The sequence below is a fragment of the Stutzerimonas xanthomarina DSM 18231 genome, from assembly GCF_900129835.1.
GTDB classification, from domain to species: domain Bacteria; phylum Pseudomonadota; class Gammaproteobacteria; order Pseudomonadales; family Pseudomonadaceae; genus Stutzerimonas; species Stutzerimonas xanthomarina.
Genome location: NZ_FQXA01000003.1, coordinates 564,090 through 588,260 on the forward strand (window position 1 = coordinate 564,090; position 24,171 = coordinate 588,260).

Below are 24,171 nucleotides of genomic sequence, written 5' to 3' on the forward strand. Positions count from 1 at the left end.
TGCTGCCGTGGGCGAAGGGCCCCGTCAGGGGCCAGTTGCGTGGGGCTAAACCGGCAGCGCTGCCTCGCTTTTCGCACCTTGCCGCTGTCGCTCGGGGCCGTATGGCGCCACGGGGTTGTCCAGCGGCTCGGCCATGATCAGGCTGCCGGCCGGATTGGCCAGGTCGACCATCTGCAGGTTGTTCTTTAGCTGCAGTCGGTTAAGGCACGAATGCAGGAAGGTCGGCGCGAAAAAGTCGTAGCGCGCGAACCGCTCCGCCAGCTCCGGGTGCGCGTGCTGGTAGTTCAGCACCGACTCGGCGACGGTGCGCCAGAACTGCGTTTCCTCAAGCGTGCCGCTCTCCTCCAGCAGCGGTGCCATGTGACGGAACACACCGTCGAAGATGTCGATGAAGATGCCGAGAATCTTGAAATCCTCCGGCACGTCGACCGCCAAACGCTCGAGCCCTTCCGGCATCTGCGCGTCCTTGTCGAGGATGGCCGACTCTTCGGCGATGTCCTTCATGAACACCCGCGTCGGCACGTGGCCTTCGAGCACTAGAATCAGATTCTCGCCGTGCGGCATGAACACCAGGTGATGCGCGTAGAAGCAGTGCACTACCGGGATCAGGAAGGCGTCGAGATAGCGCCTCAGCCAAGCCTTTGCCGTAAGGCCGGAGCGACCGATCAGCTCGGGCAGCAAGGGCACGCCCTGCGGATCGACGTGCAGCAGCGCGGCCATGGTCATCAGCCGCTCGCCGGGTTGTAGCCGCGGGATCGGGCTTTCCCGCCAGAGCGCCGAGAGCATCTTCTTGTAGGGGCTGTCGGTTTCCAGCGCCGCCTCGTAGTAGCGGTTGCGGTAACCGACCGACGCCACCTCGCGCAGGATGCCGAAGCCGTGGTCGCGCAGCACCGGATCGGCGCTGATCAGTTCGTCGAGGTAGGCGTTGATCGCCGGCGTGCCAGCCATGTAATACGGCGACAGGCCGCGCATGAACCCCATATTGAGCACCGACAGCGAGGTTTTCACGTAGCAGCGCTCGGGCTCGGAAACATTGAAATAGGTCCGCACCGACTGCTGTGCGCAGTAGTGATCGCCGCTGAGCCCGAGCGGCACGATGCGGCGCTCGGCGATGTCGGCGGCGAACATCATCGACAGCTTGTTAAACCACTGCCAGGGATGCGCCGGCATGAACAGGTAGTCGGCCGGGTCCAGGCCCTCGCCGGCCAAATGCCGACGCAAGGTGATGAGGCGTTCACTACCCAGCTCCTGGCGCAGCAGGTTTTCGTGATCGAGCCCGGGCACGGCAGCAAAATGCGCTTTGTCGCGGTGCACGGCCAGCCAGACGATGGCGAAACGCCCGCCGGTCTCGGGTGCATAGCTGTGGTAGTCGAGCGAATCGAAGCCCAGCCGGCCATTGTTGGCGACGAAGCCCGGGTGACCTTCAATCATCGCGGATTCGAGCGTTTGATAGTCGGCATCGGCCAGCTCGGCGCTGCTCAAAGCCTGGCGCCCATGTTTGTAGGCCGCACCGTACAGGGTGCTGCTGATCTCGTCGAGGTACACCGGCAGCTTGTCCGCCGGGATGCCCAGCGTGCGCTTGAAGTCGATGACGAAGGTCAACGCATCGAGCGGCTGCGCCTGTTCATCGACGAGTCGCTCTATGCTCGCGACGTTCACATGCCAGTGCCGCAGCGCCATGCGCCGGGCCTCGAACCGATAACGACAGCCCGGCGTGTCGGACACCAACTCATAGCGACGCCAACCGGCACGCCCCGTCTCGCCCAGCGCCGTTGGGGCGAACACCTGCTCGTGAGTGAACTCCGCGATGGCTTTGCGCACCAGCAGCCGGTTCACCTTGCGCCACACCTCGGGTTGCAGATGCGTGACTGCCGATGCGGGGCGATCGAGACTCGGGGACGTCGTCATGGGGCCTGTTCCTCCAGTGATTGAGCGAAATCGTGGGGCGAGCAGAACGCCAGCCGGGCGGTCTTGCCCGGCAGCGCCATGGTGCCGGCGTCGACAAAGCCGACCAGCCGGTTGAGGCGATGCACCCGTTCGTTGCGCAGGTCCGGCTCGACCACCACCCGCTGAGCAGCGAGCGCATCGAAGAGAAAGGCCATGACGGTGCGCAGCACGTCGCGGGTGTAATGACGGATCGGCCGCTGCGATGGGCCGACAAAAAAGTGCATGCCGATGTCGCCGGGCTGCACCGGATAGCAGTCGCCGAGTAGGTCGCGGCGCGGGTCGTAGCATTCGAGGACGAACGCAGGGCTGTCGTCGTAATAGCCGAGGTAGGCCTGCAGGCCGTGCGTCGCGGCATCTCGATAGAAATCGATGGTTGCCTCGATGCTCATGTTCTGCATGTTCCAGAAATGCGCGTAGTCCATCTGGTACCAGGGCTGGATGGTCGCCACGTCTTCATCCAGGCACAGCGGGCGCAGGCCGAAAGCTGGGTTCAGCGCGGCGCGGTTGTCTGCCGGCTTGATCAATTCAGGCATGGCAAACCTCCGCAGATGTACGGTGGCGACTGTCGACACCGAACCAGCCGCGGTCGATGACGGCGGTCAGCAGCATGCCAGCCGCGGCGATAACAAAGCTGGTGGGTACGCCGACCCAGTCGACCAGATAGCCTGCACTGAATGAGGAGAGCAACACGCCGAGATTCTGGAAGAAGTTGGTCACGCCGAAATCCCGCGCATAGAACGCTGGCGTGCTGACCTTGAACAGCGTGACTTCAAGCTTGACGATTACCTGATACAGCGCCCAGCCGTACAGGCAGCGGCCCAGTACGATCAGCCACAGCGATTCGCTTGCCTGCAATGCCAGCCCCCCTGCGCCGATGACGAGGTTGAGCAAGGTGTGATCGGCCCAGCGCGGCTGGCTGGCCATGCGGTGGCGCAGCGCGAGAGCGAACAGCGCGACGATGCCGGGAATGGCGAAGATGACGCCAGTGAGCAGCTGATCGGAAATGCCGGTTCGTGCTTCCCAGTAGACCGTGAAGAACGGCCGAACCAGATAGGCGCTGAAGTCGAACAGGAACATCAGCAGGCTCAGTTTGAGGAGCGCCGAAAGCGCCTCGGGCGTACGCCGCGGGGCCGGCGCGGCGCGCTCGCCTTCATCGGCCGAGAGCACTCGCACCACACGCCCGCTGCGGATCAGGTAGGTGCAGAGGCCGAACTGGGCGAGGTCGCCCGCCGCCATCAGCGCCACGCAGAAACGTGGGCCGAATTCCTGCAGCGCCAGCCCGCCGACCGCCGCACCGAAGATGGCGCCGATGTGGATCACCACCGACAACAGGCCGATGGTCACGCTGTGCCGGTTGGCCGGCTCCAGACGCATCAGGTAGGGAAACATCAGCAGGTAACTGGCCTTGGTCATGAACATCAGCATGGTCAGCAGCCAGTACGCCTCGACCGTTGGCGCCCAGATCGCCAGCAGGCAGAAGGCGGTCGCGGCCAGCTGCGTGTAGGCCAGCAAATGCATGGTCTCAACACGCCGCGCCACACGCGCCCAGACCGGCAGCATGCACATCACCGCAATCGAGATAGCAGCGATGTAGGCGCCGACGTGCACCGAGCTGGCCAGGCCGTAGCGCAGCTCGAAGAACTGCGGGTAGAAGGCGATCAGGATCGAGTCGCTGATCACGCCAAAAGCGGACATGATCAGAATGGTGGTACGCAAGGTCACGAGCCGACGACCTCCCGCCCCAGCGCGACAAAGCCGCTGTCTTCGGTTGGTACGAAGTCCTGGAAAGCCGTCCTCGTCTCGCTCGGGTAGTAATCGTGGCCGGTCAGTTCAGCTAGCAGCCGACTGTTGCGGTGACACGCCAGGCCCAGGTCAGGGTTGGTCAGGCCATGGCTCTGCAGGCCAACGTTCTGAACGAAGATCTCACAGTTCTGGTGATCGACGGCCCAGCGACGCGACGGGGCATACCGGCCATGCTGGTCCCAGCGGATGCGGTCGCGGATGCCGTTGACGAACAGGGGCACCTGATAGCGATAGCCGGTGGCGAATACCACGGCGTCGGTCCGGTGCCGATATCGGCGAGCCAGCGGCGCATGCCGAAAGTCCAGTTCCCAGCCGCGCCCGTCCTGCGCGCGCCGGCAGCTCTCCAGAGCCATGCAGCTCAATAGTCGGGTTGCCGGCGCGTTGCGGTGGCGACGCTCGTCGAGCAGAGCATAGAGCCGTTGGATCAACGACTGGTTGATACCGTTGTAGATACTGCGCTGGTCATCCAACGCCTCGGCTTTAACCGTCGGATGAAGGTCGTAGAAGTAGTCGCCATACTCGGGTGTGATCAGCTCGAGCGTGAGCTTGGCGTCCTCCATCTGAAAGAAGCGCGGCGCGCGGGTCACCCAGTTGAGCGAATAGCCGTGCTGCTTGGAAGCCTGCAACAGGTCGTGATAAACCTCCGCCCCGCTCTGTCCACTGCCGATCACGGTAATGCTGCGGCCGGCTTGCAGACGTGCGCGCTCGGCGAGGTACTGACTGCTGTGCACCAATTGTGAAAGATCCTGGCCGGCGCAGCCATCAGGAAAGCGCGGCACACCGCCAATTCCAATCACCAGCTTGCGGGCCAGGTAGGCAAAACTCTCGCCTTCCGCGGTCCGACCAACGACCTGATAGAGACCGGACGCCGCGTCGTGACCAATGTTGCTCACTTCATGGCCACAGCGAAGGTTTTCCAGCCGTGCTGCAGCCCAGCGGCAATAACGGTCGAACTCCTGACGATCGAGATACCAGTTTTCGCGGATGTAATAGTTGTATAGCCGACCCTGCAATTTGCAGTAGTTGAGGTAGCTGAACGGGCTGGTGGGATCGGCCATCGAGACCAGATCGGCAAGAAAGGGGTTCTGCAGCGTGGTGCCGTCGAGCAGCATGCCCGGGTGCCAGCTGAATGCCGCCTTGCGTTCGAGAAACAGGCTGCGCACATCACGCAACGGCGCAGTGAGGCAGGCCAGTCCGAGATTGCAGGGCCCAGCGCCAATGGCGATGAAGTCATAGGGCATTTCGTGCACGGCTCGTCACTCCGATCAACGATCTTGGTCCGAGAGGCTAGTATTGATGATAATAAGTGTCAAACGCGAATTATTATTATCTGCGCCTGTAAGCCACATTCACCACACAACGATGTAACTGAACCCGTTGCGTGCAGCCAACCGGGAGCAACCAAAACCCCGAAATACGCGTTCTCCGCGCTACCCAAGGTCAGCCTGGCCCAGCACTTTCGGCACCGAACCTGAACGCGATCACCGACTAGCGTCGCGCAGCGCGCCCGCCGTCCATTCGCGAACGAGCGCCGACCAATAATTTCACGCAGATGATTGTTCGAAGAGAGAAAACTAACATTCCAGCTACCTCAGCGAGCAGGTGGTGCCCGGCGATCCGCGGGTGGCGCAGCGTCTGCAGATCCAGAGCCAGGCGTTGGCGTCACGCCAGAGCGACCCCCAGCTGTGACAGGCTCAGAGCGCGGCGCAGCTGAGCCAGGTGGTTACCCGCGAGGCCAATGTACTGGCCTTCAATGATGTCTTCCGGCTGATCGGCATGCTTTCCATCGGTGTGTTCGGCGGGACACTTTTCCACACCCTGCGCATCGCGCGGTAGAACAGGAACGCCTCATCTCCATGAGTGAAACCAGGCAACCCGAAGACAAACAAACCCTGCAGACGGCCCAGCCACCGCAAGCCGCCGCAGGCGCCACGGACGCCGGCCCGACGCCGGACGACCCGCCGAAGACCATCAAACCGAGCCGTCGCTCGGTCATCCTCATGGCACTGGCGGCGCTTATCGTCGTGCTGGCAATTCTTTACGCCTGGCAGCTGTGGCCGTTTGGCGGGAATGTCGCCGTGACCGAGAACGCCTACGTGCGTGGGCAAATCACCGCGCTTGTGCCGCAGGTGAATGGCTACGTCACCGAGGTGCTGGTGCAGGACTTCGAGGAAGTACGCCAGGGCCAGCCGCTGGTGCAGATCGATGATCGCCAGTATCGCCAGGTGGTCGAGCAGCGCCGTGCCGAACTGGCCGCGCGCCGCTTCGATCTGGAAAACCTCGAACAGACCCTGTGTCCCGAGGCGGCCTCCAGGCCCAGGTGGACATTGCCGAGGCGAACCTCAACCGGGCGCAGATCGACCTGGACAACACGCGCATCACCGCGCCGCGTGACGGGCGCGTGAGTGAAGTCACGGTGCGTCAGGGTCAGTACGTCGCGGCCGGTTCGCAACTGCTCTATCTGGTGCCGGATCAGCTGTGGGTCATCGCCAACTACAAGGAAACCCAGACCTTCGCCATGCGCCCCGGCCAGCCAGCCGAGATCGAAGTCGATGCACTGGAGAGCGCGCGCCTGACCGGTCGCATGCAGCGCCTGGCACCCGCCACCGGTTCGGAATTCAGCGTGCTGCGCTCGGACAACGCCACCGGCAATTTCACCAAGGTGGTCCAGCGGGTGCCGGTGCGCATCATCCTGGACCCGGATCAGCCATTGATCGACCGGCCGCGCCCCGGACTGTCGGTAGTAGCGCACGTGGATACCGGCGTCGACATGGCCGACGATGCGCTCGTGAGTCAGCCGGAAACTGAAATGCAATGAGCCACCCGGGCATCGCCAAGCCTCTGCTGGCCGATGATCCATTCGGTGCTCTGCCGAGCGCCCTTCTCGGCTATGCGCCGCCGCAGGGCTAGCGCCGCCACGCCCCGAAGCGAGCTGGCTGCCGTGCAGCCATCGGGAACCAGCTATGTGCTGGTCGCCCCTATCAGGTGCTTGGCGGCTGGCAGCCCGCCGCTCCGGCTCACCCGGGCTGACGTAATCGCTCTGGCCGCGACCGTGCCAGACCATCGAGCAGCGCTTCGATAGCCAGAAAAAGCAACAGGCTGACGCCCAGCACGGGCAGGCAGATGCCGAACACCAACGTCACCAGCACCGTGGTGCCCAGGGCGCGCGGCGGCAATGCACGCAGCGCCTGCAGCACCCCGACCCGACGCACGGGCGCGCGACGGCGCCACCACATCAGGTAACCGAAGGCCACCAGCGTCGCCAGGCCAAGTGCGGTGACCGCGAGCAGTAGTTGGTTCGCCAAGCCGAACAGCGAGCCCATGTGCGCGTCGATACCCCAACGCGTCAGCTTGGCGGCGATGGGAAAGCTGGCGAAATCAATGCGGTCGGTAACCATCAGCGAACGCGGATCAATGGCGACGGCGTCGACCTGCGTCGGCCAGCTACGGTCGATCTCCGTCACTGACCAGGCGCGATTCGGTTCAGTGGCCGGCACGATTTCGAGCTTGCCCGCATCGATTCCGGCATTTCGCGCGGCGTTCAGCACCGCATCGAAGCTCTGTGGATCACGGGTTTGCGCAGCCGGCATCGCCATGCCCGTGTGATGGTCGTGTTCGCCTGGCGGGGCAGCCTTTTCGCCGTTCAGCGCGGTGGAGACGCTCGGCGTCGACATGCCCAGCGCCGCGCGCGCTACACCGATGTTGCCGCCGGCCCAGCGTGACCAAGTCAGACCGGTAGCGGAGAAGAACAGCAGCCCGATCAACAGGCACAACCCCAGTGTGGCGTGCCAGTGCCTCAACCCTTTTGAGCGGACCGTAGCCGAGGCGCGCCGCCGCCTGATGATCCACAACGCAAAGCCGCCCAGCGCTGCCACCCACAGCCAGGACGCCGCCAGCTCGCTGTATAGCCTCCCCGGTTCGCCGAGCAGCAGGCTGCGATGGAACTGGTCGAGCCAGGTACGCAACGGCAGCACGCCACTGGTGCCGTAGACAAGCAAGTCACCGCGGATTTCAGCAGTCACGGGGTCGATGAACACCGCGCGACTCTCAGACTCGCCCAGCTCTGGAGACGTGAACATCACCCGTGTGGTGGTGCCCGATTCCGGTGCCGGGCGCACCGCCGACAGCGTCGCCGCTTCGCCGACATGGGCCTGAGCCACCTCGATCTGTCGGGCCAGAGGCTGTGGTGTGCCGGTGCTATTGGCGAACAGCTGCTCGGCGTACAGCCTTTCTTCCAGTTGCGGTGTCAGCGCATAGACCAGGCCGCTCAACGCAGCGATGAAGATGAAAGGGCCGACCAGTAGCCCGACGTAGAGATGCAGACGAATCAACAGCGCCAGCAACGGTTGCTGCGTGCGCGAAGCCAGGGGTGACGCCTCGGGATGGGCGGCGGTACTTGAAGTCATGACTACTTACTCGATCGAAATGGCTGCAGCTTCTCTGTAGGAGCCAGCTTGCTGGCGATCAATGGCGCTGCAATGGATCAGGATCGCGAGCAAGCTCGCTCCTACAAAGGCGGGACCGTATTTTTCGCGCTGCCGGCCGGGACGTAGGCCTGCAGCAAGGGCCAGCAAACAGCGGCGGCACGCATACGCGACCGCCGATGACTACCGGTCAGATCAGGGGTTATCGATCAGGCGAGCGGGGATGCGCGGGGATTCAGTGCAGGCCAACGGTAACGCGGCGACAGCTGCGGCGCAGTTGCTGCGCGCAGGCTGCCGACCCGTACCAGATGAGGTTGATGGAGCACCGGCGAGCCGGTCGTAATCGCAGCGAGAGATGCCGAACCCGCCGCGCAGCAGCAGGGCATCCCCTGGTGATGACTGGGCTTGGGCGTAGATTCATCGACGTGGGCGTGCTGGACGTGTCCGGTGTGAGGCTGGCTGGCCTCGGCCATTGGGCAATGCCCGCCCGTACCGTCCATGCCTTGCGTATGCGCGGCCATCAGCGGCATCGCGAACAGATGCAGCAGAACGGCAAAGGCCGCTATCCAGATAGGCGCACGACTAGGGCGACGCATGACGGGCAAGCTCCAGCAGAAGCGGAAAGCGCCAGGCGCGTTGAGCGCTGGCGCAGTGAGTTTACTGGGTTGTCTTGGCTTTGCTGCGTTTGGCTGGCTTTTCCTGCACCGCCTTGCCGCTCGCCTCGCCTTTTAACGTGATCCAGGTCGGCGCGTGGTCGCTGGCATGCTCCTGATCACGCACCCAGCGATCGACCCCGGCATCGATCAGCCGTGGCGCCAGATCGGCGCTGAGTAGCAGGTGATCGATGCGCAGGCCGGAGTTCTTCTGCCAATGCTGGCGAAAGTAGTCCCAGAACGTATAGATGCGCGCGTCCGGATACTTGGCGCGCAACGCGTCAGTCCAGCCCTGCGCCAACAGCCGCTCGTAGCATTCACGGCTCTCGGGCTGCAGCAGCGCGTCCTTGGTCCAGGAGCGCGGGTTGTAGATGTCTTCGTCGGTGGGGACGACGTTGTAATCGCCGGCTAGGACCACGGGATGGCCATTGTCGAACAACCCGGCGGCGTGTTTGATGAAGCGTTCGAACCAGGCAAGTTTGTACTCGAACTTCGGCCCCGGCTGCGGGTTGCCGTTGGGCAGATAGAGGCAGGCGACGATCACGCCATGGGCAGCAGCTTCGAGGTAGCGGCTGTGGGTATCGTCTGGATCTCCCGGCAGGCCGCGGCGGATTTCCAGCGGGTCGTCGCCCTTGGACAAAATCGCCACGCCGTTCCAGGATTTCTGCCCGTGCCAGATGGCGCCGTAGCCGGCCGCGCGGATGTCATCGATGGGGAAATCGGCGTCCTGCGCCTTTAGTTCCTGCAGGCAGACGACGTCAGGCTGTTCGCGCTCCAGCCATTCGAGCAAGTTGGTCCGACGGGCACGAATGCCGTTGATGTTGAAGGTGGCAATTTTCAGGGAGTCCACGGGTAGCCTCGCGCCGATGCATGACCCTGTTGTGACTCACCCCGGCGCGGCGTGGTTCGGCGTGTTCTTGTCACGCGGTGGGCTGAAGCCCACCCTACGGACCGCAGCAACGCAAAACCCGGCGCCAGCCATCGCAGCCACACCCGTAGGGTGGGCTTTAGCCCACCAGAAGGTGCGTGGGGGTTTGACTCAACGCACCTCCCAGTAGCCAGGCGCGTTGTAGACCTGTTTCAAGTAGTCGATGAAGAAGCGGACCTTGGCCGGCAGATAGCGCTGCTGCGGATAGACCGCCTGGATGTCGTAAGCCGGCAAGGCGAACTCGTCGAGCACCGTCACCAACTCGCCGCGCTTGAGCTCGGCCTGGATTTCCCAGGTCGAACGCCAACCGATACCCAGCCCCTGCTTGACCCAATCGAACAGCAGCTCGCCATCGTTGCAGTCGAGGTTGCCGGCCACCCGCACCGCTACCTGCTTGCCGTCACGCAGGAAGGTCCAGCCACGCTGCTGGCCGCCCTGCAGGTTGAAGGCGAGGCAATTGTGCCGCGTCAAATCTTCCAGCACACGGGGCACGCCCTGACGCTCAAAGTAATCCGGTGCACCGCACACCACTCGGCGATTGGGGAACAGCTTGACCGCCACATAGTTGGGGTCGGTCACTTCACCAATGCGGATGCCCATGTCGTAACCATGGCGCACCAGGTCGACCACGCTGTCGGTGAAGTTGAAGGACAGCTGCAGATCGGGGAAGCGCGCCTGAAAAGCCGGCGCGTGCGGACCGATATGCCGGCGACCGAATGCCGCCGGCGCCGAAATCACCAGATGGCCGCGCACCGAGGTGCGGTCCTTGGCGATGCTGGCATCGGCCTCGTCGAAATCCTTGAGCAAGACGCGCGCGCGCTCCAAGTACTGCTCGCCCAGGTCGGTCAGCGCCAGCCCGCGTGTAGAGCGGTGCATCAGCTTGACGCCCAGGTGACGCTCCAGCGCATCGAGCCGGCGCCCCATCACTACCGGCGTCACACCTTCCTTCAATGCGGCGGCGGCAAAGCTGCCGGCTTCAGCGACTAAAACAAAGCTATGTACGGCTGTATAACGGTCCATTCGATACTCCTGATATCGACAGAACTGAAGTTTCGACCAATTCCCCCTTTCATTCCAGCCCTGCATGCTTAGGCCACGTATAAAAACTATCGAGTTAAACGTAGGAGGAATGATCCATGGCCCGAATGAGAGCAATCGATGCCGCTGTCGCGGTAATGCGCAAAGAAGGTATCGACACCGCCTTCGGCATCCCCGGTGCCGCGATCAATCCGCTGTACTCCGCCCTGCGTGAAGACGGCAGCATCCGTCACATTCTGGCTCGCCACGTCGAAGGCGCCTCGCATATGGCTGAGGGTTACACCCGCACCAAGGCCGGCAACATCGGCGTGTGCATCGGCACCTCAGGCCCGGCTGGCACGGACATGATCACTGGCCTCTACTCCGCCTGGGCCGACTCGATACCGATCCTCTGCATCACCGGCCAGGCGCCGCGTGCGCGGCTGTACAAGGAAGACTTCCAGGCCGTGGACATCGAGTCCATCGCCAAGCCGGTCACCAAGTGGGCGGTAACCGTCCGTGAGCCGGCGCTGGTGCCGCGCGTATTCCAGCAGGCCTTCCACGTGATGCGCTCCGGTCGCCCCGGCCCAGTGCTGATCGACCTGCCCTTCGATGTGCAGATGGCCGAGATCGAGTTCGACGTCGAGACCTACGAGCCGCTTTCCGTTTACAAGCCGGCGGCCACCCGCAAGCAGATCGAAAAAGCCATCGACATGCTCTGCGCCGCCGAGCGTCCGCTGATCGTCGCCGGCGGCGGCATCTACAACGCCGGCGCCGAAGCGCTGCTGGTGGAGTTCGCCGAGACCGTTGGCGTGCCGGTGATCCCGACGCTGATGGGCTGGGGTTCGATCCCCGATGACCATCCGCTGATGGCCGGCATGTGCGGCTTGCAGACCAGCCACCGCTACGGCAACGCCAACATGCTGGCCTCGGACTTCGTGCTCGGTATCGGTAACCGTTGGGCCAACCGCCACACCGGATCGGTCGACGTCTACACCAAGGACCGCACCTTCGTGCACGTGGATATCGAACCGACCCAGATCGGGCGAGTGTTCTCGCCTGACTTCGGCATCACCTCCGATGCCGGCGCTGCGCTGAAGCTGTTCGTCGAAGTCGCCAAGGAGCGCAAGGCCGCTGGCCAGTTGCCGGATCGCAGCAGCTGGGCTGCCGACTGCCATGAGCGCAAGCGGACGATGTTGCGCAAGACCCACTTCGACAGCGTGCCGATGAAGCCGCAGCGCGTGTACCAGTGCATGAACAACGCGTTCGGCCGTGATGCCTGCTACGTCAGCACCATTGGCCTGTCGCAGATTGCTGCCGCGCAGTTCCTGCACGTCTACAAGCCGCGCCACTGGATCAACTGCGGCCAGGCCGGCCCGCTCGGCTGGACCATTCCGGCGGCGCTGGGCGTGGTCGCCGCGGACCCGACTCGCAAGGTGGTAGCGCTCTCGGGCGACTATGACTTCCAGTTCATGATCGAGGAGTTGGCCGTGGGCGCGCAGTTCAAGCTGCCCTACATCCACATCCTGGTGAACAACGCCTACCTCGGCCTGATCCGTCAGGCGCAGCGCGGCTTCGAGATGGATTACTGCGTGCAGCTGGGCTTCGAGAACATCAATGCCGACCACAGCGGCATGGAAGGCTACGGCGTGGACCACGTTGCCGTGGTCGAGGGGCTGGGCTGCAAAGCGATCCGCGTATTCAAGCAGGAAGACCTGCGCCCGGCCATCGAGCAGGCCCAGGCCTGGATGGCCGAGCATCAGGTGCCGGTGGTGATCGAGGTGATCCTCGAGCGGGTGACCAACATCGCCATGGGCACCGAGATCGATGCCATCAACGAGTTCGAGCCGCTGGCCGAAGGCCGGGAAGATGCACCGACTGCGGTCGCATTGTTGGATTGACCGCTAACACCGAGCGCGACCTGCCACCAATGCGTGGAAGAGGCTTCGCCGTCTTCCACCCTACGGCAGGAGCAGCTCGGGCCCGTAGGGTGGATATCGCGAAGCATATCCACCGCATGCAGCACCGAGGGTGGTCATCGCACCACCGCAACGCGACACATAGATGTCCCTACAGACAGAAGGAAGACGATATGCCCCGCTTTGCCGCCAACCTATCCATGCTGTTTACCGAGATGGACTTCCTCGACCGCTTCGCCGCCGCTGCCGAAGCCGGCTTCAGCGGTGTCGAGTACCTCTTTCCCTACGACTACCCGGCCGAAGAGATCAAGGCACGCCTGGACGCTCACAACCTGACCCAGGTGCTGTTCAACCTGCCGGCCGGCGACTGGGCCAACGGTGACCGCGGTGTCGCCTGCGATCCCGAGCGGGTCGAGGAATTCCGCGCCGGGGTCGACAAGGCCATCGCTTACGCCAAGGTGCTGGGCAATACCCAGATCAACTGCCTGGCCGGTATCGCACCTAAGGGCGCAGACCTCGGCAAGCTGGAGATGACCTTTATCGAGAACCTGCGCTACGCGGCGAAGAAGCTCGAAGCAGAAGGCATCCGCCTGGTCATGGAAATGATCAACACCCGCGACATCCCGCGCTTCTTCCTCAACAACACCTCGCAGGCGTTGGAGATCCGCGACAAGGTCGGCAGCAGCAACCTGTTCCTGCAGTACGACATCTATCACATGCAGATCATGGAAGGAGACCTGGCGCGCACCATCGAGAACAACCTGGCAGTGATCAACCACGTGCAGTTGGCCGACAACCCAGGCCGCAACGAGCCAGGAACCGGCGAGATCAACTACCGCTTCCTGTTCGAGCACCTGGACCGCATCGGATACCAGGGCTGGGTCGGCTGCGAGTACAAGCCGGCCACCACCACCGCGGCCGGCCTCGGCTGGATGAAGAGCCACAACGCGATCTAATAAATAGCCGAAAAACGTAAGCGAGGCAGGCAAGACGAGGCGAAGGAGGCCGAAGAAGCGGACCGGGCTCGCGTGCGAGTTTAGTTTTCTAAATGAGCATTCTGACCGGGCTGGCGACCCAGACCGAGTTCAACGAAGTATTGCCAACGCAGGTAGTTTTTCAGCAACTAGAACGAATTTGAGGAGAATTATCATGGCTAAGATTGGATTTATCGGCACCGGCATCATGGGCTTGCCCATGGCTCAGAACGTGCTGAAAGCGGGACACAGCCTTTTCGTTTCGACTCACCACGACGCGGCGCCAGCAGCTCTGCTCGAAGCGGGCGCCGTTGCCCTGGCCAACCCGAAGGAAGTCGCCCAGGAAGCCGAGTTCATCATCGTCATGGTGCCGGACACCCCGCATGTCGAAGACGTGCTGTTCCGCGAGAACGGCATCGCCGAAGGCGTCGGTCCGAACAAGTTGGTGATCGACATGAGCTCGATCTCGCCCAGCGCCACCAAGGCGTTCGCCGAGAAGATCAACGCCACCGGCGCGCAGTACCTCGACGCGCCAGTATCGGGCGGTGAAGTCGGCGCCAAGGCTGCGACCCTGTCGATCATGGTCGGCGGCAGCGAAGAAAGCTTCGCCCGTGCCCTGCCGCTGTTCCAGGCCATGGGCAAGAACATCACCCTGGTCGGCGGCAATGGTGACGGCCAGACCGCCAAGGTGGCCAACCAGATCATCGTCGCGCTGAACATTCAGGCAGTGGGCGAAGCCCTGCTGTTCGCAGCGAAGAACGGCGCCGACCCGGCCCGTGTTCGCGAAGCGCTGATGGGCGGTTTTGCCGGCTCGAAGATCCTCGAAGTGCACGGTGAGCGCATGATCAAGGGCACCTTCGATCCGGGCTTCCGCATCAGCCTGCACCAGAAGGACCTGAACCTGGCCTTGGCCGGCGCACGCGAGCTGGGCCTGAACCTGCCCAACACCGCCAACGCGCAGCAAGTGTTCAGCACCTGCACGGCCATCGGCGGCAGCGGCTGGGACCACTCGGCGCTGATCAAGGGCCTGGAGCACATGGCCAACTTCTCGATCCGCAAGGACTAAACAGAAACCTCAGCCTTCGAGCACGCTGCGCCGAGCCAAGCGGCCCACCTTCAGGGACAGACAGACCAGGTGGTGGGAACCGCAACGTTTGGTCCAGCGATGCTCAAAGGGTCGGATTGGAGGTGCATGGGGTCGGAATCACAGCGTCCCCCACAACCTCAGCCCTGCGCATCTGCGATCCGATCGCTGCCCTCGGGCGGCACCCCTTTCGACCTGCTCGGCACGAGGAGTCACGGCCTGACTGCCGGGCGGGTCGATTCCAAACCTTAGGGCTTGCCTTTTGTACTTGCATTGCCGAGCCCTAAGGTCTGGAATCGGGCACCTGACCTAATTGATGGAGATGTACATGAGCCTCGACCCGCAAGCCTTTCTGCGCGACCTGTTCACCGCCGCCATCGATGCCGCCCATCCACGCCAGGTGCTGGCCGACTATTTGCCGGCTGACCGCAGCGGCCGGGCCATCGTGATTGGTGCAGGCAAAGCGGCAGCCGCAATGGCCGAAGCCATCGAAGCGGTTTGGGAAGGCGAGCTCTCCGGGCTGGTGGTTACACGCTACGGCCACGGTGCCGACTGCCGCAAGATCGAGGTGGTGGAAGCCGCACATCCGGTGCCGGACGATGCCGGCGAGCGCGTCGCCCGCCGCGTGCTGGAAATGGTCAGCAACCTCAAGGAAAGCGACCGGGTGATCTTCCTGCTCTCTGGCGGCGGCTCATCCTTGCTGGCGCTGCCGGCCGAGGGCATCAGCCTTGCCGACAAGCAGGCGATCAACAAGGCACTGCTGCGCTCCGGCGCACACATCGGCGAGATGAATTGCGTGCGCAAACACCTCTCGGCGATCAAGGGCGGCCGTCTGGCCAAGGCCTGCTGGCCAGCGAGCGTCTACACCTACGCGATTTCCGACGTGCCAGGTGACGAGGCCACGGTGATTGCCTCTGGTCCGACCGTTGCGGACCCAACCACCTCGGCCCAGGCGCTGGCGATTCTGGCGCGCTATCACATCGAGATTCCGTACAACGTTCGCGCGTGGCTGGAAGATCCACGTTCCGAGACGGTCAAGGCGGATGATCCTTGCCTGTCGCGTAGCCATTTCCAGCTGATCGCCAAGCCGCAGCAATCCCTCGACGCGGCGGCCGAGAAGGCGCGTGCAGCTGGCATCACGCCGCTGATCCTCGGCGACCTGGAAGGTGAAGCGCGCGAAGTGGCCAAGGTCCACGGCGGCATCGCCCGTCAGGTGGTGCTGCATGGTCAGCCGATTACGCCGCCCTGTGTGATTCTCTCCGGCGGCGAAACCACGGTGACCGTGCGCGGCCATGGCCGCGGCGGCCGCAATGCCGAGTTTCTTCTGAGTCTCACGGAAAATCTCCAGGGCCTGCCCAACGTCTATGCACTGGCCGGCGACACCGACGGCATCGACGGCTCGGAAGACAACGCCGGCGCCCTGATGACCCCAGACAGTTACGCCCGTGCCGAAGCCCTTGGCCTGAACGCCGCCGACGAGCTGGCGGACAACAATGGCTATGGTTACTTCCAGGCGCTCGATGCGCTGCTGATGACCGGGCCGACACGGACCAACGTCAACGATTTCCGCGCCATCCTGATCCTGCCGTCGTCCCGCTAGCGGGGCACCGGCATGCACGGTCCATAACCACAACAGCCGATAGAGCCTGCCATGACACCCGACAAGAAGGTCAAGATTCTCGCCACCCTGGGCCCTGCAACGCGCAGCATCGACGATGTGCGCGAACTGGTGGAGAACGGGGTCAACCTGTTCCGCCTCAATTTCAGCCACGGCGAGCACGCCGATCATGCCGAGCGCTTCGGCTGGATTCGCGAAGTGGAACGTCAGCTGAACCAGCCAATCGGCATTCTCATGGACCTGCAGGGGCCCAAGCTGCGCGTCGGTCGTTTTGCCGAAGGCAAGGTGCAGCTCAAGCGCGGTCAGACCTTGCGCCTCGACCTCGACTCCACGCCGGGCGACAGCACGCGGGTCAACCTGCCGCATCCGGAAATCATCGATGCGCTGCAGCCCGGCATGAGCCTGCTGGTGGATGATGGCCGGCTGCGCCTGACGGTAACTGCCAAGCACGCCGACGCGATCGACACGCGCGTGGTGGCGGGTGGCGAGCTGTCCGATCGCAAGGGTGTAAACGTGCCCGAAGCGGTGCTGGAACTGAGCCCCTTGACCGAGAAGGATCGTCGTGACCTGGCGTTTGGCCTGGAGTTGGGCGTCGACTGGGTGGCGCTGTCCTTCGTTCAGCGCCCGCAGGATATTCACGAAGCCCGCGAGCTGATCGGCGACCGCGCCTTCCTCATGGCCAAGATCGAGAAGCCTTCAGCGGTGCAGCATCTGCGAGAAATCGCGCGGCTCTGCGACGCGATCATGGTGGCGCGTGGCGACCTTGGCGTCGAAGTGCCGGCCGAGAATGTCCCGCGTATCCAGCGCAACATCGTCCGCACCTGTCGCCAGCTGGGCCGGCCGGTGGTGGTGGCGACGCAGATGCTCGAATCGATGCGCTTCTCCCCGGCACCGACCCGTGCCGAGGTGACTGATGTGGCCAACGCCGTGGCCGAAGGCGCCGACGCGGTGATGCTCTCGGCGGAAACCGCCTCCGGCGACTACCCGTTGGAAGCGGTGAGCATGATGAGCAAGATCATCCGTCAGGTGGAAAGCGGTCCGGATTACCAGGCTCAGCTGGACGTCAATCGGCCAAGCGCCGAGGCCACGCTGCCCGATGCGATCAGCTGCGCCATTCGGCGCATCAGCGGCATCCTGCCGGTTGCGGTGCTAGTCAATTACACCGAATCAGGCCGCTCCAGCTTGCGCGCTTCACGGGAGCGCCCTGCCGCGCCGATTCTGAGCCTGACGCCGAACCTGGCCACCGCGCGCAAGCTGAGCGTGGCCTGGGGCGTATATTCGGTGATTGACGCTCGCATGTACGACATGGAACATGTCTGCCTCAATGCGCTCGAGCTGGCCCGAGCGCAGGGCATGGCGGGAACGGGGGATACCGTCGTGATCACGGCGGGCGTGCCGCTGGGGCAGTCTGGCACCACCAACTCGCTGCGCATCGAAATGCTCAACTGACCCTCCCGGACAACCTCACCGGCGGAGCCCAGCTCCGCCGGTGCTGGTCTGATCGCCCTTTTCTCATGCCATGCTCATGCGCCCACATATTTCCTACCTGTTGCGGTCGATGCTCAACGGCATCAGCCAGGTCTTCTTGCAGCGCCATCTCGGCTGCGGTCTGCTGGTACTGGTTGCGATCGGCCTGCATGACCTCGCGCTGCTGGCCGGCACCGTCCTCGGCCTATTGAGCGGCACCTTCACCGCATGGCGCCTCGGTTATCCACGTGACGATATCGAAACCGGCCTCTATGGTTACAACGCCTCGCTACTGGGGATTCTGATCACGTTGATGCTCGGTCTGGCGCCGCTGGCCTGCCTGCTGACCATCCTGTCCGGCGCAATCTCGACCCCCGTGCAACACCACCTCCTCAGACGGATGCGCGAGCGGCGTAGCCTGCCGGGCTTCACCCTGCCCTTCGTATTGTTGGGATGGTTGGCGATGGGGGTCTGTGGTGTTCTGGAAGCTGTGGTTGAGGCGCGCGTACCCGAACACCAGCTGGATGGATGGGGTGCGCTGGGCGGGATATTGAAAGGGCTGGGTCAGGTACTGTTTCTGCCAGATCCGCTCGCGGGGCTATTCCTGCTGGCGGCGTTGCTCTTGGCAGATCGAAACGCTGCTGTGTGGACACTGTGCGGTTCGGCGGTAGGCATCTTTGTGGCACTGCTGGCCGGAGCTTCCGAGCCGTCAGCGCTGGCCGGGTTGGCTGGCTACAACCCGGCGCTAGCCGCTCTGGCGTTGAGCCAGGTGCACCGCTCGGCACTGGCGCCAGCACTGGGAATCGGCTTGGCGATCATCTTCCGGCTGTGCTTCGATCAGCTCGGCCTGCCGCCGCTGACCATGCCCTTCATTCTCGCCTGCTGGGCGGTCACGCTGGGCACACGCCAGTATCAGCGCCAGGGCGAATGGCAGCCGAGCTGAGCCCTAACCCTTTGTGGCACGAGGGTCCTGGTCCCGTGGGTAGGTCCGCTCCTCTTCGATTTTCCCGTCAAGGGTGTGGATTTTTACCGAGGCGGTGCGCAACTTCATGTAGTCGCGGGTCTCGTTGATGATGTCTTCCTTGGTTGCGGCTTCGAGTAGCGCGCGTTTGTCGCCTTCCTCACGCAACACCCAGCGATCGTCATCGTGTGTAATGTGATAGTTCTCCATGTTGCCCTCCGTCATTCACCGATAGTTGAAGCTATAGAACGCTGCGGTTAGGGACGGTTCGCTCGACCGATGATCGGCTGCGCCACATGGGTGAAAATAACCCAGAACGGTTTAATAAACCCATGAAATCGAGGTTAAAAAGACCTTAGTTACGTCGCAACCCTTGATTATGGTCAATTCCAGGCTGGAACGATTATTGAAACAACTCCAGTACCTGTCCGGGACGCGTGGTCGCCACGCTGCCGAATCAGAGACAGTGTTACTAATAACTGGAGTTATTCATGCTTTGCGCCGAACACCGTGCCCTTATCACCGCCACCGTCCCTTTGCTGGAGAGCGGCGGCGAAGCCCTCACCGATCATTTCTACAAGTTGATGCTGGCCGAGCACCCGGAAGTTCGTCCGTTGTTCAACCAGGCGCATCAGGCCAGCGGTGACCAGCCGCGAGCGCTGGCCAATGGTGTGCTGATGTATGCCAAACACATCGATCGCCTCGATCAGCTCGGCGGGCTGGTCTCGCAAGTGGTCAACAAGCATGTCGCGCTGCAGGTTCTGCCGGAGCACTACCCGATTGTTGGCAACTGCCTGCTGCGAGCGATCCGTGAAGTGCTCGGCGCCGAAATCGCTACTGATGCGGTTATTGATGCGTGGGCTGCCGCTTACGGCCAGCTCGCCGACATCCTGATCGGCAGCGAGGAGCAGCTCTACCGCCAGACAGCCGAGACGCTCGGCGGCTGGCGCGGGGCGCGGCGTTTCCGGATCGCTCGCAAGGTGGCCGAGAGCGCGGAAATCACTTCGTTCTATCTCGAGCCGGAAGACGGCAAGCCCGTGGTCGCGCATGAGCCGGGCCAGTACATCGGTCTGCGCCTGCTGGTCGAGGGTCAGGAGATCCGCCGCAACTATTCACTCTCAGCCGCCAGCAATGGTCGCGACTACCGCATCAGCGTCAAGCGCGAACCGGGCGGTGTGGCCTCTAACGCGCTGCACCAGATGCAACCCGGCGAGACGCTGGAACTGTTCGCGCCGGCTGGCAATTTCGTTTTGCAGCCCAGCGATAAGCCGCTGGTACTGATCAGCGGCGGCGTTGGCATCACCCCGACGCTGGCAATGCTCGAAGCGGCTATCGGCACCAGCCGGCCGATCCACTTCATCCACTGCGCGCGCAATGCCGAAGTCCACGCCTTCCGCACGACTATCGACCGGCTCGCCGAAGAGCACACCCAGCTCAAGCGCTTTTATTGCTACGACGAGCACCGCGGCGATGAGCATCAACCAGACGCCATCGGTCTGCTGACCGAAGCACGGCTGGACGCCTGGTTACCCGCCGAGCGCGACCTCGATGCGTATTTCCTCGGACCGAAGCCGTTCATGGGAGCGATTCGCAGGCAACTGCACGCACTCGGCGTGCCGGCCCAACAGATGCGCCACGAGTTCTTCGGACCGGCAAGCGCGCTGGAGTAAACCCGAACGGGCCGACCCAGGTCGGCCCTCTCGCATCACCGACACGAGGTGTTTCCTATGTTTATGCAACCACTCGACTCGCACCGTCTTCTGTTTATTGCCAACCTGTCGATGGTAATGGGCGTACTGCTGCTTCTGTTGGGAATCGCCGGCGCTTACGTGTTCGATGACCATCTGCAGCTCGGTGCAGTGGTGGCCAGCCATGCCCTGGTGATCCTCGGACCGACTGCGCTGAAAATTGGTTATGTGATGCGGCTGCTGGCACAACGCCAACTTGCATTGGTGGCCTGACTTTACGCAGCCAGCGGCAATTTTCTAATCATTAAACAACCTCAGCTTCCGTTACCGTTCCGTTGTTCGTGCACTTGGCTATTTATCAGCGCCAAATATAACCACTCGTCCGCCGCTTGTTAAATAGCGGAAACTACTGGCGCACTCCTCCGCTCTGAAATCATGAAGGCTGATGAAGTTGTTCAGCCCCGCAGAAGTCTTGTCCATTGAGGAGAGAGAGAGATGGCAAACAAGAATCCTGGCAACTTTGCCAACGACCGCGAAAAGGCGTCTGAAGCGGGCAAAAAAGGCGGCCATAACAGCGGTGGCAACTTCGCCAACGACCGCGAAAAGGCTTCCGAAGCCGGCCGCAAGGGCGGACAGAATAGTCATGGCGGCGGTCGTAACAGCAACAGCTGATGTTTAGATACAAAAAAGGGCAAAGGTTAAAACCTTTGCCCTTTTTGTTGCCCGCGGCTTTATCAGTAGTTGCCTAACCCTAGCTGGAGTCGGTACTGCCGACAATAAACCGGCACTAATAACTTGGCTATTAGCTTAAGTTTCTTGGCCTCGACAAATAGAAGACTCACAACAGAGGAAGTATCGAAATGAACAATTCGAACCATACCCCCTCTTCAACCAACCCCGGCGACGAAGCAGCGCCCGGCACACCCGGCACCGGTGAGAACATCTGTCCCATATGCAATGGCAGCGGTCGCACCGATGCGCAGGAATGTAAAAATTGCGGTGGCACCGGTAAGGTGATCGAAGGCATCGGCGGAGCCTGATCCCGCCCCCGCAGCCAGGAAACAGCCCATGCGTGTCAGCGCCTACTCCGAACGAATCATCCAGAACCTGCTAGACACCGACTATTACAAGCTCACCATGATGCAGGCAGTGCTGCATCACTACCCTAATGCAGAGGTGGAATGGGCCTTCCGCAGTCGATCCGACGAAGACCTGGCGCCATATCTAGGCGCAATCCGCGAACAATTGGAGGCATTGGCGGAGCTGCGATTCGAACCGAATGAGCTGGCGTTCCTTGAACGCATTCCCTACATGCAGCCGGATTTCATCCGGTTTCTCGGGCTGTTCCGCTTTGACCCCCGCTACGTACGGGTGGAGCTTGAAGACGGCGAGCTGGTGGTCTACCTGCACGGCCCCTGGTTGCATGTGATCCTTTTCGAGGTGCCGCTGCTGGCCATCATCAGCGAGGTGCGCAACCGTGCCCGCTATCCGCAGGTAACGCTGGGGCAGGCCACCGACCGTCTGGAAGAAAAGCTGCAGTGGCTGCGCGACGAAGCCACGCCCGCAGAACTGGCCGGTTTCAAACTGGCCGACTTCGGCACCCGCCGCCGCTTCTCGTTCGGTGTCCAGGCTGCGGTGGTCAAACGGTTGAGCGAGGCGTTTCCCGGACACTTCGTCGGCACCAGCAACGTGCATCTGGCGCGCGCACTGAATCTCAAACCCATGGGCACCATGGCACATGAGTGGATCATGGCCCACCAGCAACTCGGCCCCAGGCTGATCGACAGCCAGAGCGCGGCATTGGACTGCTGGGCACGTGAATACCGCGGTGCGCTGGGCATCGCCATTACCGACTGCATCACCATGGACGCCTTCACTGCGGATTTCGATTTGTATCTGGCGAAGCTGTTCGACGGGCTGCGACATGACTCGGGCGATCCGGTCGAATGGGCTGAAAAGGCGATTGCTCACTATGAACGGCTGGGTATCGACCCGATGACCCGGCAACTGGTGTTTTCCGACGGTCTGAATTTGCCGAAGGCGCTTGGCATCTATCGCACGCTGGCCGGGCGCAGCAACACCAGTTATGGCATTGGCACTCAACTGACCTGCGACATACCCGGCGTCGAACCCACCAACATGGTGATCAAGATGACCAGCTGCAACGGTCAACCAGTGGCTAAAATCTCCGACTCACCAGGCAAGACCATGTGTCGTGACGAAGCCTTCATTAGCTACCTCAAGCACGTGTTTGGCGTGAATCGCTGACCGCCACTCAGACGGCTGACAGAGGCGTTTCGGATACCGCCTCAGCAACCGTTTCGAAACACAGGCGGTTGCGCCCGGACGTTTTAGCCACGTACATCCGCTTGTCCGCCAGGTCTAGCAGTTCCTCCGCGCTTTCGGCGAAGTCAGCGCAACGCTCAGCCAAACCCATGCTGGCGGTGAGAATGCTGCCATCAGGTCGCGCTCCAAGGCCACCCCTGACCATGCGAGTAAGCGCCAAGCGAGCCTGTTCGCGATCAGTGTCAGGCATGATCACAACAAACTCCTCACCACCCCAGCGCAGCAAGGTATCGGTGCTGCGCAGGCTAGCCAGCATCTGCTGGGTGCACTCGCGCAACACCAGGTCGCCGGCTTCGTGACCAAAGGTGTCGTTGATCTGCTTGAAGTGGTCGAGATCGATGAAGGCGACGGCGAGACCGGTGTCGTGACGTCGGGCGGTGTCCCATTGCAGCTTCAGGATCTCCTGCCCGCTACCGCGCGAAAAAACACCGGTAAGCGGGTCGCGGATCGCCTGGCGTACCAACGCGATCATGAACGCCAATTGACTGAGGCTCGCCAGCGAGCTGACCCCGGCGATCAATATCAGCAACCAGAACCCACCCGCGTAGGAAGGCCAGTTGAGCGTCGTCCACGACAGATAACCCGCCACCGCGTGCGCAACAAGCAGAACGGATGCCATGACCAGATTCTCTAACAAGGTCAGCGGGAATATGGCCAGTCCGGCTATCAGTACGAAGGGCAGGAACGCATACCCGGTGGCGACCATTGCGGAAATCTGGGTGAGCTGATAACCCCCAAGCAACGTATGCGAAGCGATATAGAACACGGTGGGGATGGCGAACAGCAGCGCAACTGCCCGATACGCATCAAACAGGTTACCGCTGGGTCGATAGAACAGCAGCAGGCAGGCGAAGGCGGCGCAGGCAAGCAACCGAAAAGTTGCCAGGCCAAGCCAGAGCGGGTAAGTGAAGACCATCATGTCGATGATTCCCCACAACGGCGTCAGCACCGCGAAAAGAAACGCGAACAGCCTGACCCGATTGACGATTAGCGTCGCGCGACGCTGGCTCATCAGCATGGAATGGCGGTGCGGAATGGCCAGCTTCATGAATTCATTGGACTTGAGTTCACTGGGCAGCAGTGTAGCCAGGCGGCTCGACAGCAGATCAATCAAGGACGGCATTTTCTTATAGTCACCCGAATGGAGCATTGGAACGGCCACTCACGTCCACGTGCCAGCCGCGCCGAATAGTAGCACTTAGCCATAAGCGGCATCGCACCACCGACGGACTCTGCCAAACCCTACTGCACACCGGAAGCCGTGAGCAACGAAACAGCCTGGGGAAAATCCTCATGTTTCATGCGGCTTTGGTGCCTTTCTCGTTAACGGCCTGTGCCGATC

22 protein-coding genes and 1 pseudogene are annotated in these 24,171 nt (G+C 62.4%); 12 read left to right on the forward strand and 11 right to left on the reverse strand.

The genetic code is table 11. The features are described 5' to 3' along the window. Positions 1-45: 45 nt before the first annotated feature. The 5 genes from BUE09_RS10625 to BUE09_RS20260 form a co-directional block, all read right to left on the reverse strand. Positions 46-1,908, reverse strand: a complete 1,863-nt coding sequence (locus BUE09_RS10625) for an IucA/IucC family protein (RefSeq protein ID WP_073300952.1) — start codon at positions 1,906-1,908, stop codon at positions 46-48. Beyond that, positions 1,905-2,480 carry a GNAT family N-acetyltransferase gene (locus tag BUE09_RS10630; RefSeq protein ID WP_073300953.1) on the reverse strand — a complete coding sequence of 192 codons (576 nt, stop codon included), beginning with the start codon at positions 2,478-2,480 and terminating at the stop codon, positions 1,905-1,907. Before BUE09_RS10630 ends, BUE09_RS10625 begins: the two co-directional genes overlap by 4 nt. After that, positions 2,473-3,669, reverse strand: coding sequence for an MFS transporter (locus BUE09_RS10635; RefSeq protein ID WP_073300954.1), 1,197 nt, complete (start codon positions 3,667-3,669; stop codon positions 2,473-2,475). The genes BUE09_RS10630 and BUE09_RS10635 overlap by 8 nt, the downstream gene beginning before the upstream one ends. Continuing rightward, the gene (locus tag BUE09_RS10640) at positions 3,666-4,991 is read right to left on the reverse strand and encodes a lysine N(6)-hydroxylase/L-ornithine N(5)-oxygenase family protein (protein WP_231975591.1); all 1,326 of its coding nucleotides are present in this window, start codon (positions 4,989-4,991) and stop codon (positions 3,666-3,668) included. Before BUE09_RS10640 ends, BUE09_RS10635 begins: the two co-directional genes overlap by 4 nt. A gap of 421 nt (positions 4,992-5,412) precedes the next feature. Next, a complete protein-coding gene (locus tag BUE09_RS20260; protein WP_156889443.1) occupies positions 5,413-5,565 on the reverse strand; it encodes a hypothetical protein in 153 nt (50 codons plus the stop codon). A gap of 41 nt (positions 5,566-5,606) precedes the next feature. On the opposite strand from BUE09_RS20260, the pseudogene BUE09_RS10645 reads away from it, so the two are divergent. Then, positions 5,607-6,568: pseudogene (locus BUE09_RS10645) on the forward strand (HlyD family secretion protein). Positions 6,569-6,767: 199 nt separating this feature from the next. Here BUE09_RS10645 and BUE09_RS10650 read toward each other — a convergent pair. From BUE09_RS10650 to BUE09_RS10665, 4 genes are all read right to left on the reverse strand, one after another. Then, a complete protein-coding gene (locus BUE09_RS10650; RefSeq protein WP_073300956.1) occupies positions 6,768-8,156 on the reverse strand; it encodes a PepSY-associated TM helix domain-containing protein in 1,389 nt (462 codons plus the stop codon). Positions 8,157-8,383: 227 nt separating this feature from the next. Beyond that, entirely contained in the window at positions 8,384-8,770 is a 387-nt protein-coding gene (locus BUE09_RS10655) for a DUF2946 domain-containing protein (protein ID WP_073300957.1), read from the reverse strand. A 61-nt stretch (positions 8,771-8,831) separates the two neighbouring features. After that, positions 8,832-9,677 (reverse strand): exodeoxyribonuclease III, encoded by an 846-nt coding sequence (xth, locus tag BUE09_RS10660; RefSeq protein ID WP_073300958.1) that lies wholly within the window; start codon positions 9,675-9,677, stop codon positions 8,832-8,834. 189 nt (positions 9,678-9,866) lie between these two features. Continuing rightward, complete coding sequence (locus BUE09_RS10665) at positions 9,867-10,775, reverse strand: LysR substrate-binding domain-containing protein (protein ID WP_073300959.1); 909 nt, start codon at positions 10,773-10,775, stop codon at positions 9,867-9,869. A 116-nt stretch (positions 10,776-10,891) separates the two neighbouring features. Between BUE09_RS10665 and gcl the strand changes: the two genes are divergently transcribed. From gcl to BUE09_RS10695, 6 genes are all read left to right on the forward strand, one after another. Next, a complete protein-coding gene (gene gcl, locus BUE09_RS10670) occupies positions 10,892-12,673 on the forward strand; it encodes a glyoxylate carboligase (protein WP_073300960.1) in 1,782 nt (593 codons plus the stop codon). Between the two features lie 191 nt (positions 12,674-12,864). Continuing rightward, positions 12,865-13,647: a hydroxypyruvate isomerase gene (gene hyi, locus BUE09_RS10675; protein ID WP_073300961.1), complete on the forward strand. Its 783-nt coding sequence runs from the start codon at positions 12,865-12,867 to the stop codon at positions 13,645-13,647. Between the two features lie 193 nt (positions 13,648-13,840). Continuing rightward, on the forward strand, positions 13,841-14,731 hold the full coding sequence (locus BUE09_RS10680; protein WP_073300962.1) for a 2-hydroxy-3-oxopropionate reductase: 891 nt from the start codon (positions 13,841-13,843) through the stop codon (positions 14,729-14,731). Positions 14,732-15,077: 346 nt separating this feature from the next. Further along, the gene (locus tag BUE09_RS10685) at positions 15,078-16,349 is read left to right on the forward strand and encodes a glycerate kinase type-2 family protein (protein ID WP_073300963.1); all 1,272 of its coding nucleotides are present in this window, start codon (positions 15,078-15,080) and stop codon (positions 16,347-16,349) included. Positions 16,350-16,400: 51 nt separating this feature from the next. Then, positions 16,401-17,816 (forward strand): pyruvate kinase, encoded by a 1,416-nt coding sequence (pyk, locus tag BUE09_RS10690; RefSeq protein WP_073300964.1) that lies wholly within the window; start codon positions 16,401-16,403, stop codon positions 17,814-17,816. Positions 17,817-17,892: 76 nt separating this feature from the next. After that, positions 17,893-18,777, forward strand: coding sequence for an urea transporter (locus BUE09_RS10695; protein WP_231975568.1), 885 nt, complete (start codon positions 17,893-17,895; stop codon positions 18,775-18,777). A 3-nt stretch (positions 18,778-18,780) separates the two neighbouring features. Here BUE09_RS10695 and BUE09_RS10700 read toward each other — a convergent pair whose 3' ends face one another. Further along, positions 18,781-19,005, reverse strand: a complete 225-nt coding sequence (locus BUE09_RS10700) for a DUF2188 domain-containing protein (RefSeq protein ID WP_073300966.1) — start codon at positions 19,003-19,005, stop codon at positions 18,781-18,783. A gap of 281 nt (positions 19,006-19,286) precedes the next feature. Between BUE09_RS10700 and hmpA the strand changes: the two genes are divergently transcribed. The 5 genes from hmpA to pncB all read left to right on the forward strand — a co-directional run bounded on the left by hmpA (position 19,287) and on the right by pncB (position 22,751). Then, positions 19,287-20,465, forward strand: a complete 1,179-nt coding sequence (gene hmpA, locus BUE09_RS10705) for an NO-inducible flavohemoprotein (protein WP_073300967.1) — start codon at positions 19,287-19,289, stop codon at positions 20,463-20,465. Positions 20,466-20,522: 57 nt separating this feature from the next. After that, positions 20,523-20,756, forward strand: a complete 234-nt coding sequence (locus BUE09_RS10710; RefSeq protein ID WP_073300968.1) for a hypothetical protein — start codon at positions 20,523-20,525, stop codon at positions 20,754-20,756. A 222-nt stretch (positions 20,757-20,978) separates the two neighbouring features. After that, entirely contained in the window at positions 20,979-21,155 is a 177-nt protein-coding gene (locus tag BUE09_RS10715; protein ID WP_019342274.1) for a con-10 family general stress protein, read from the forward strand. Positions 21,156-21,343: 188 nt separating this feature from the next. Next, the gene (locus BUE09_RS10720) at positions 21,344-21,523 is read left to right on the forward strand and encodes a hypothetical protein (RefSeq protein WP_073300969.1); all 180 of its coding nucleotides are present in this window, start codon (positions 21,344-21,346) and stop codon (positions 21,521-21,523) included. A gap of 28 nt (positions 21,524-21,551) precedes the next feature. Continuing rightward, positions 21,552-22,751 carry a nicotinate phosphoribosyltransferase gene (gene pncB / locus BUE09_RS10725; RefSeq protein WP_073300970.1) on the forward strand — a complete coding sequence of 400 codons (1,200 nt, stop codon included), beginning with the start codon at positions 21,552-21,554 and terminating at the stop codon, positions 22,749-22,751. 7 nt (positions 22,752-22,758) lie between these two features. On the opposite strand, the gene BUE09_RS10730 is transcribed toward pncB, so the two are convergent. Continuing rightward, positions 22,759-23,952: a GGDEF domain-containing protein gene (locus BUE09_RS10730; RefSeq protein ID WP_073301039.1), complete on the reverse strand. Its 1,194-nt coding sequence runs from the start codon at positions 23,950-23,952 to the stop codon at positions 22,759-22,761. Positions 23,953-24,171 lie beyond the last annotated feature (219 nt).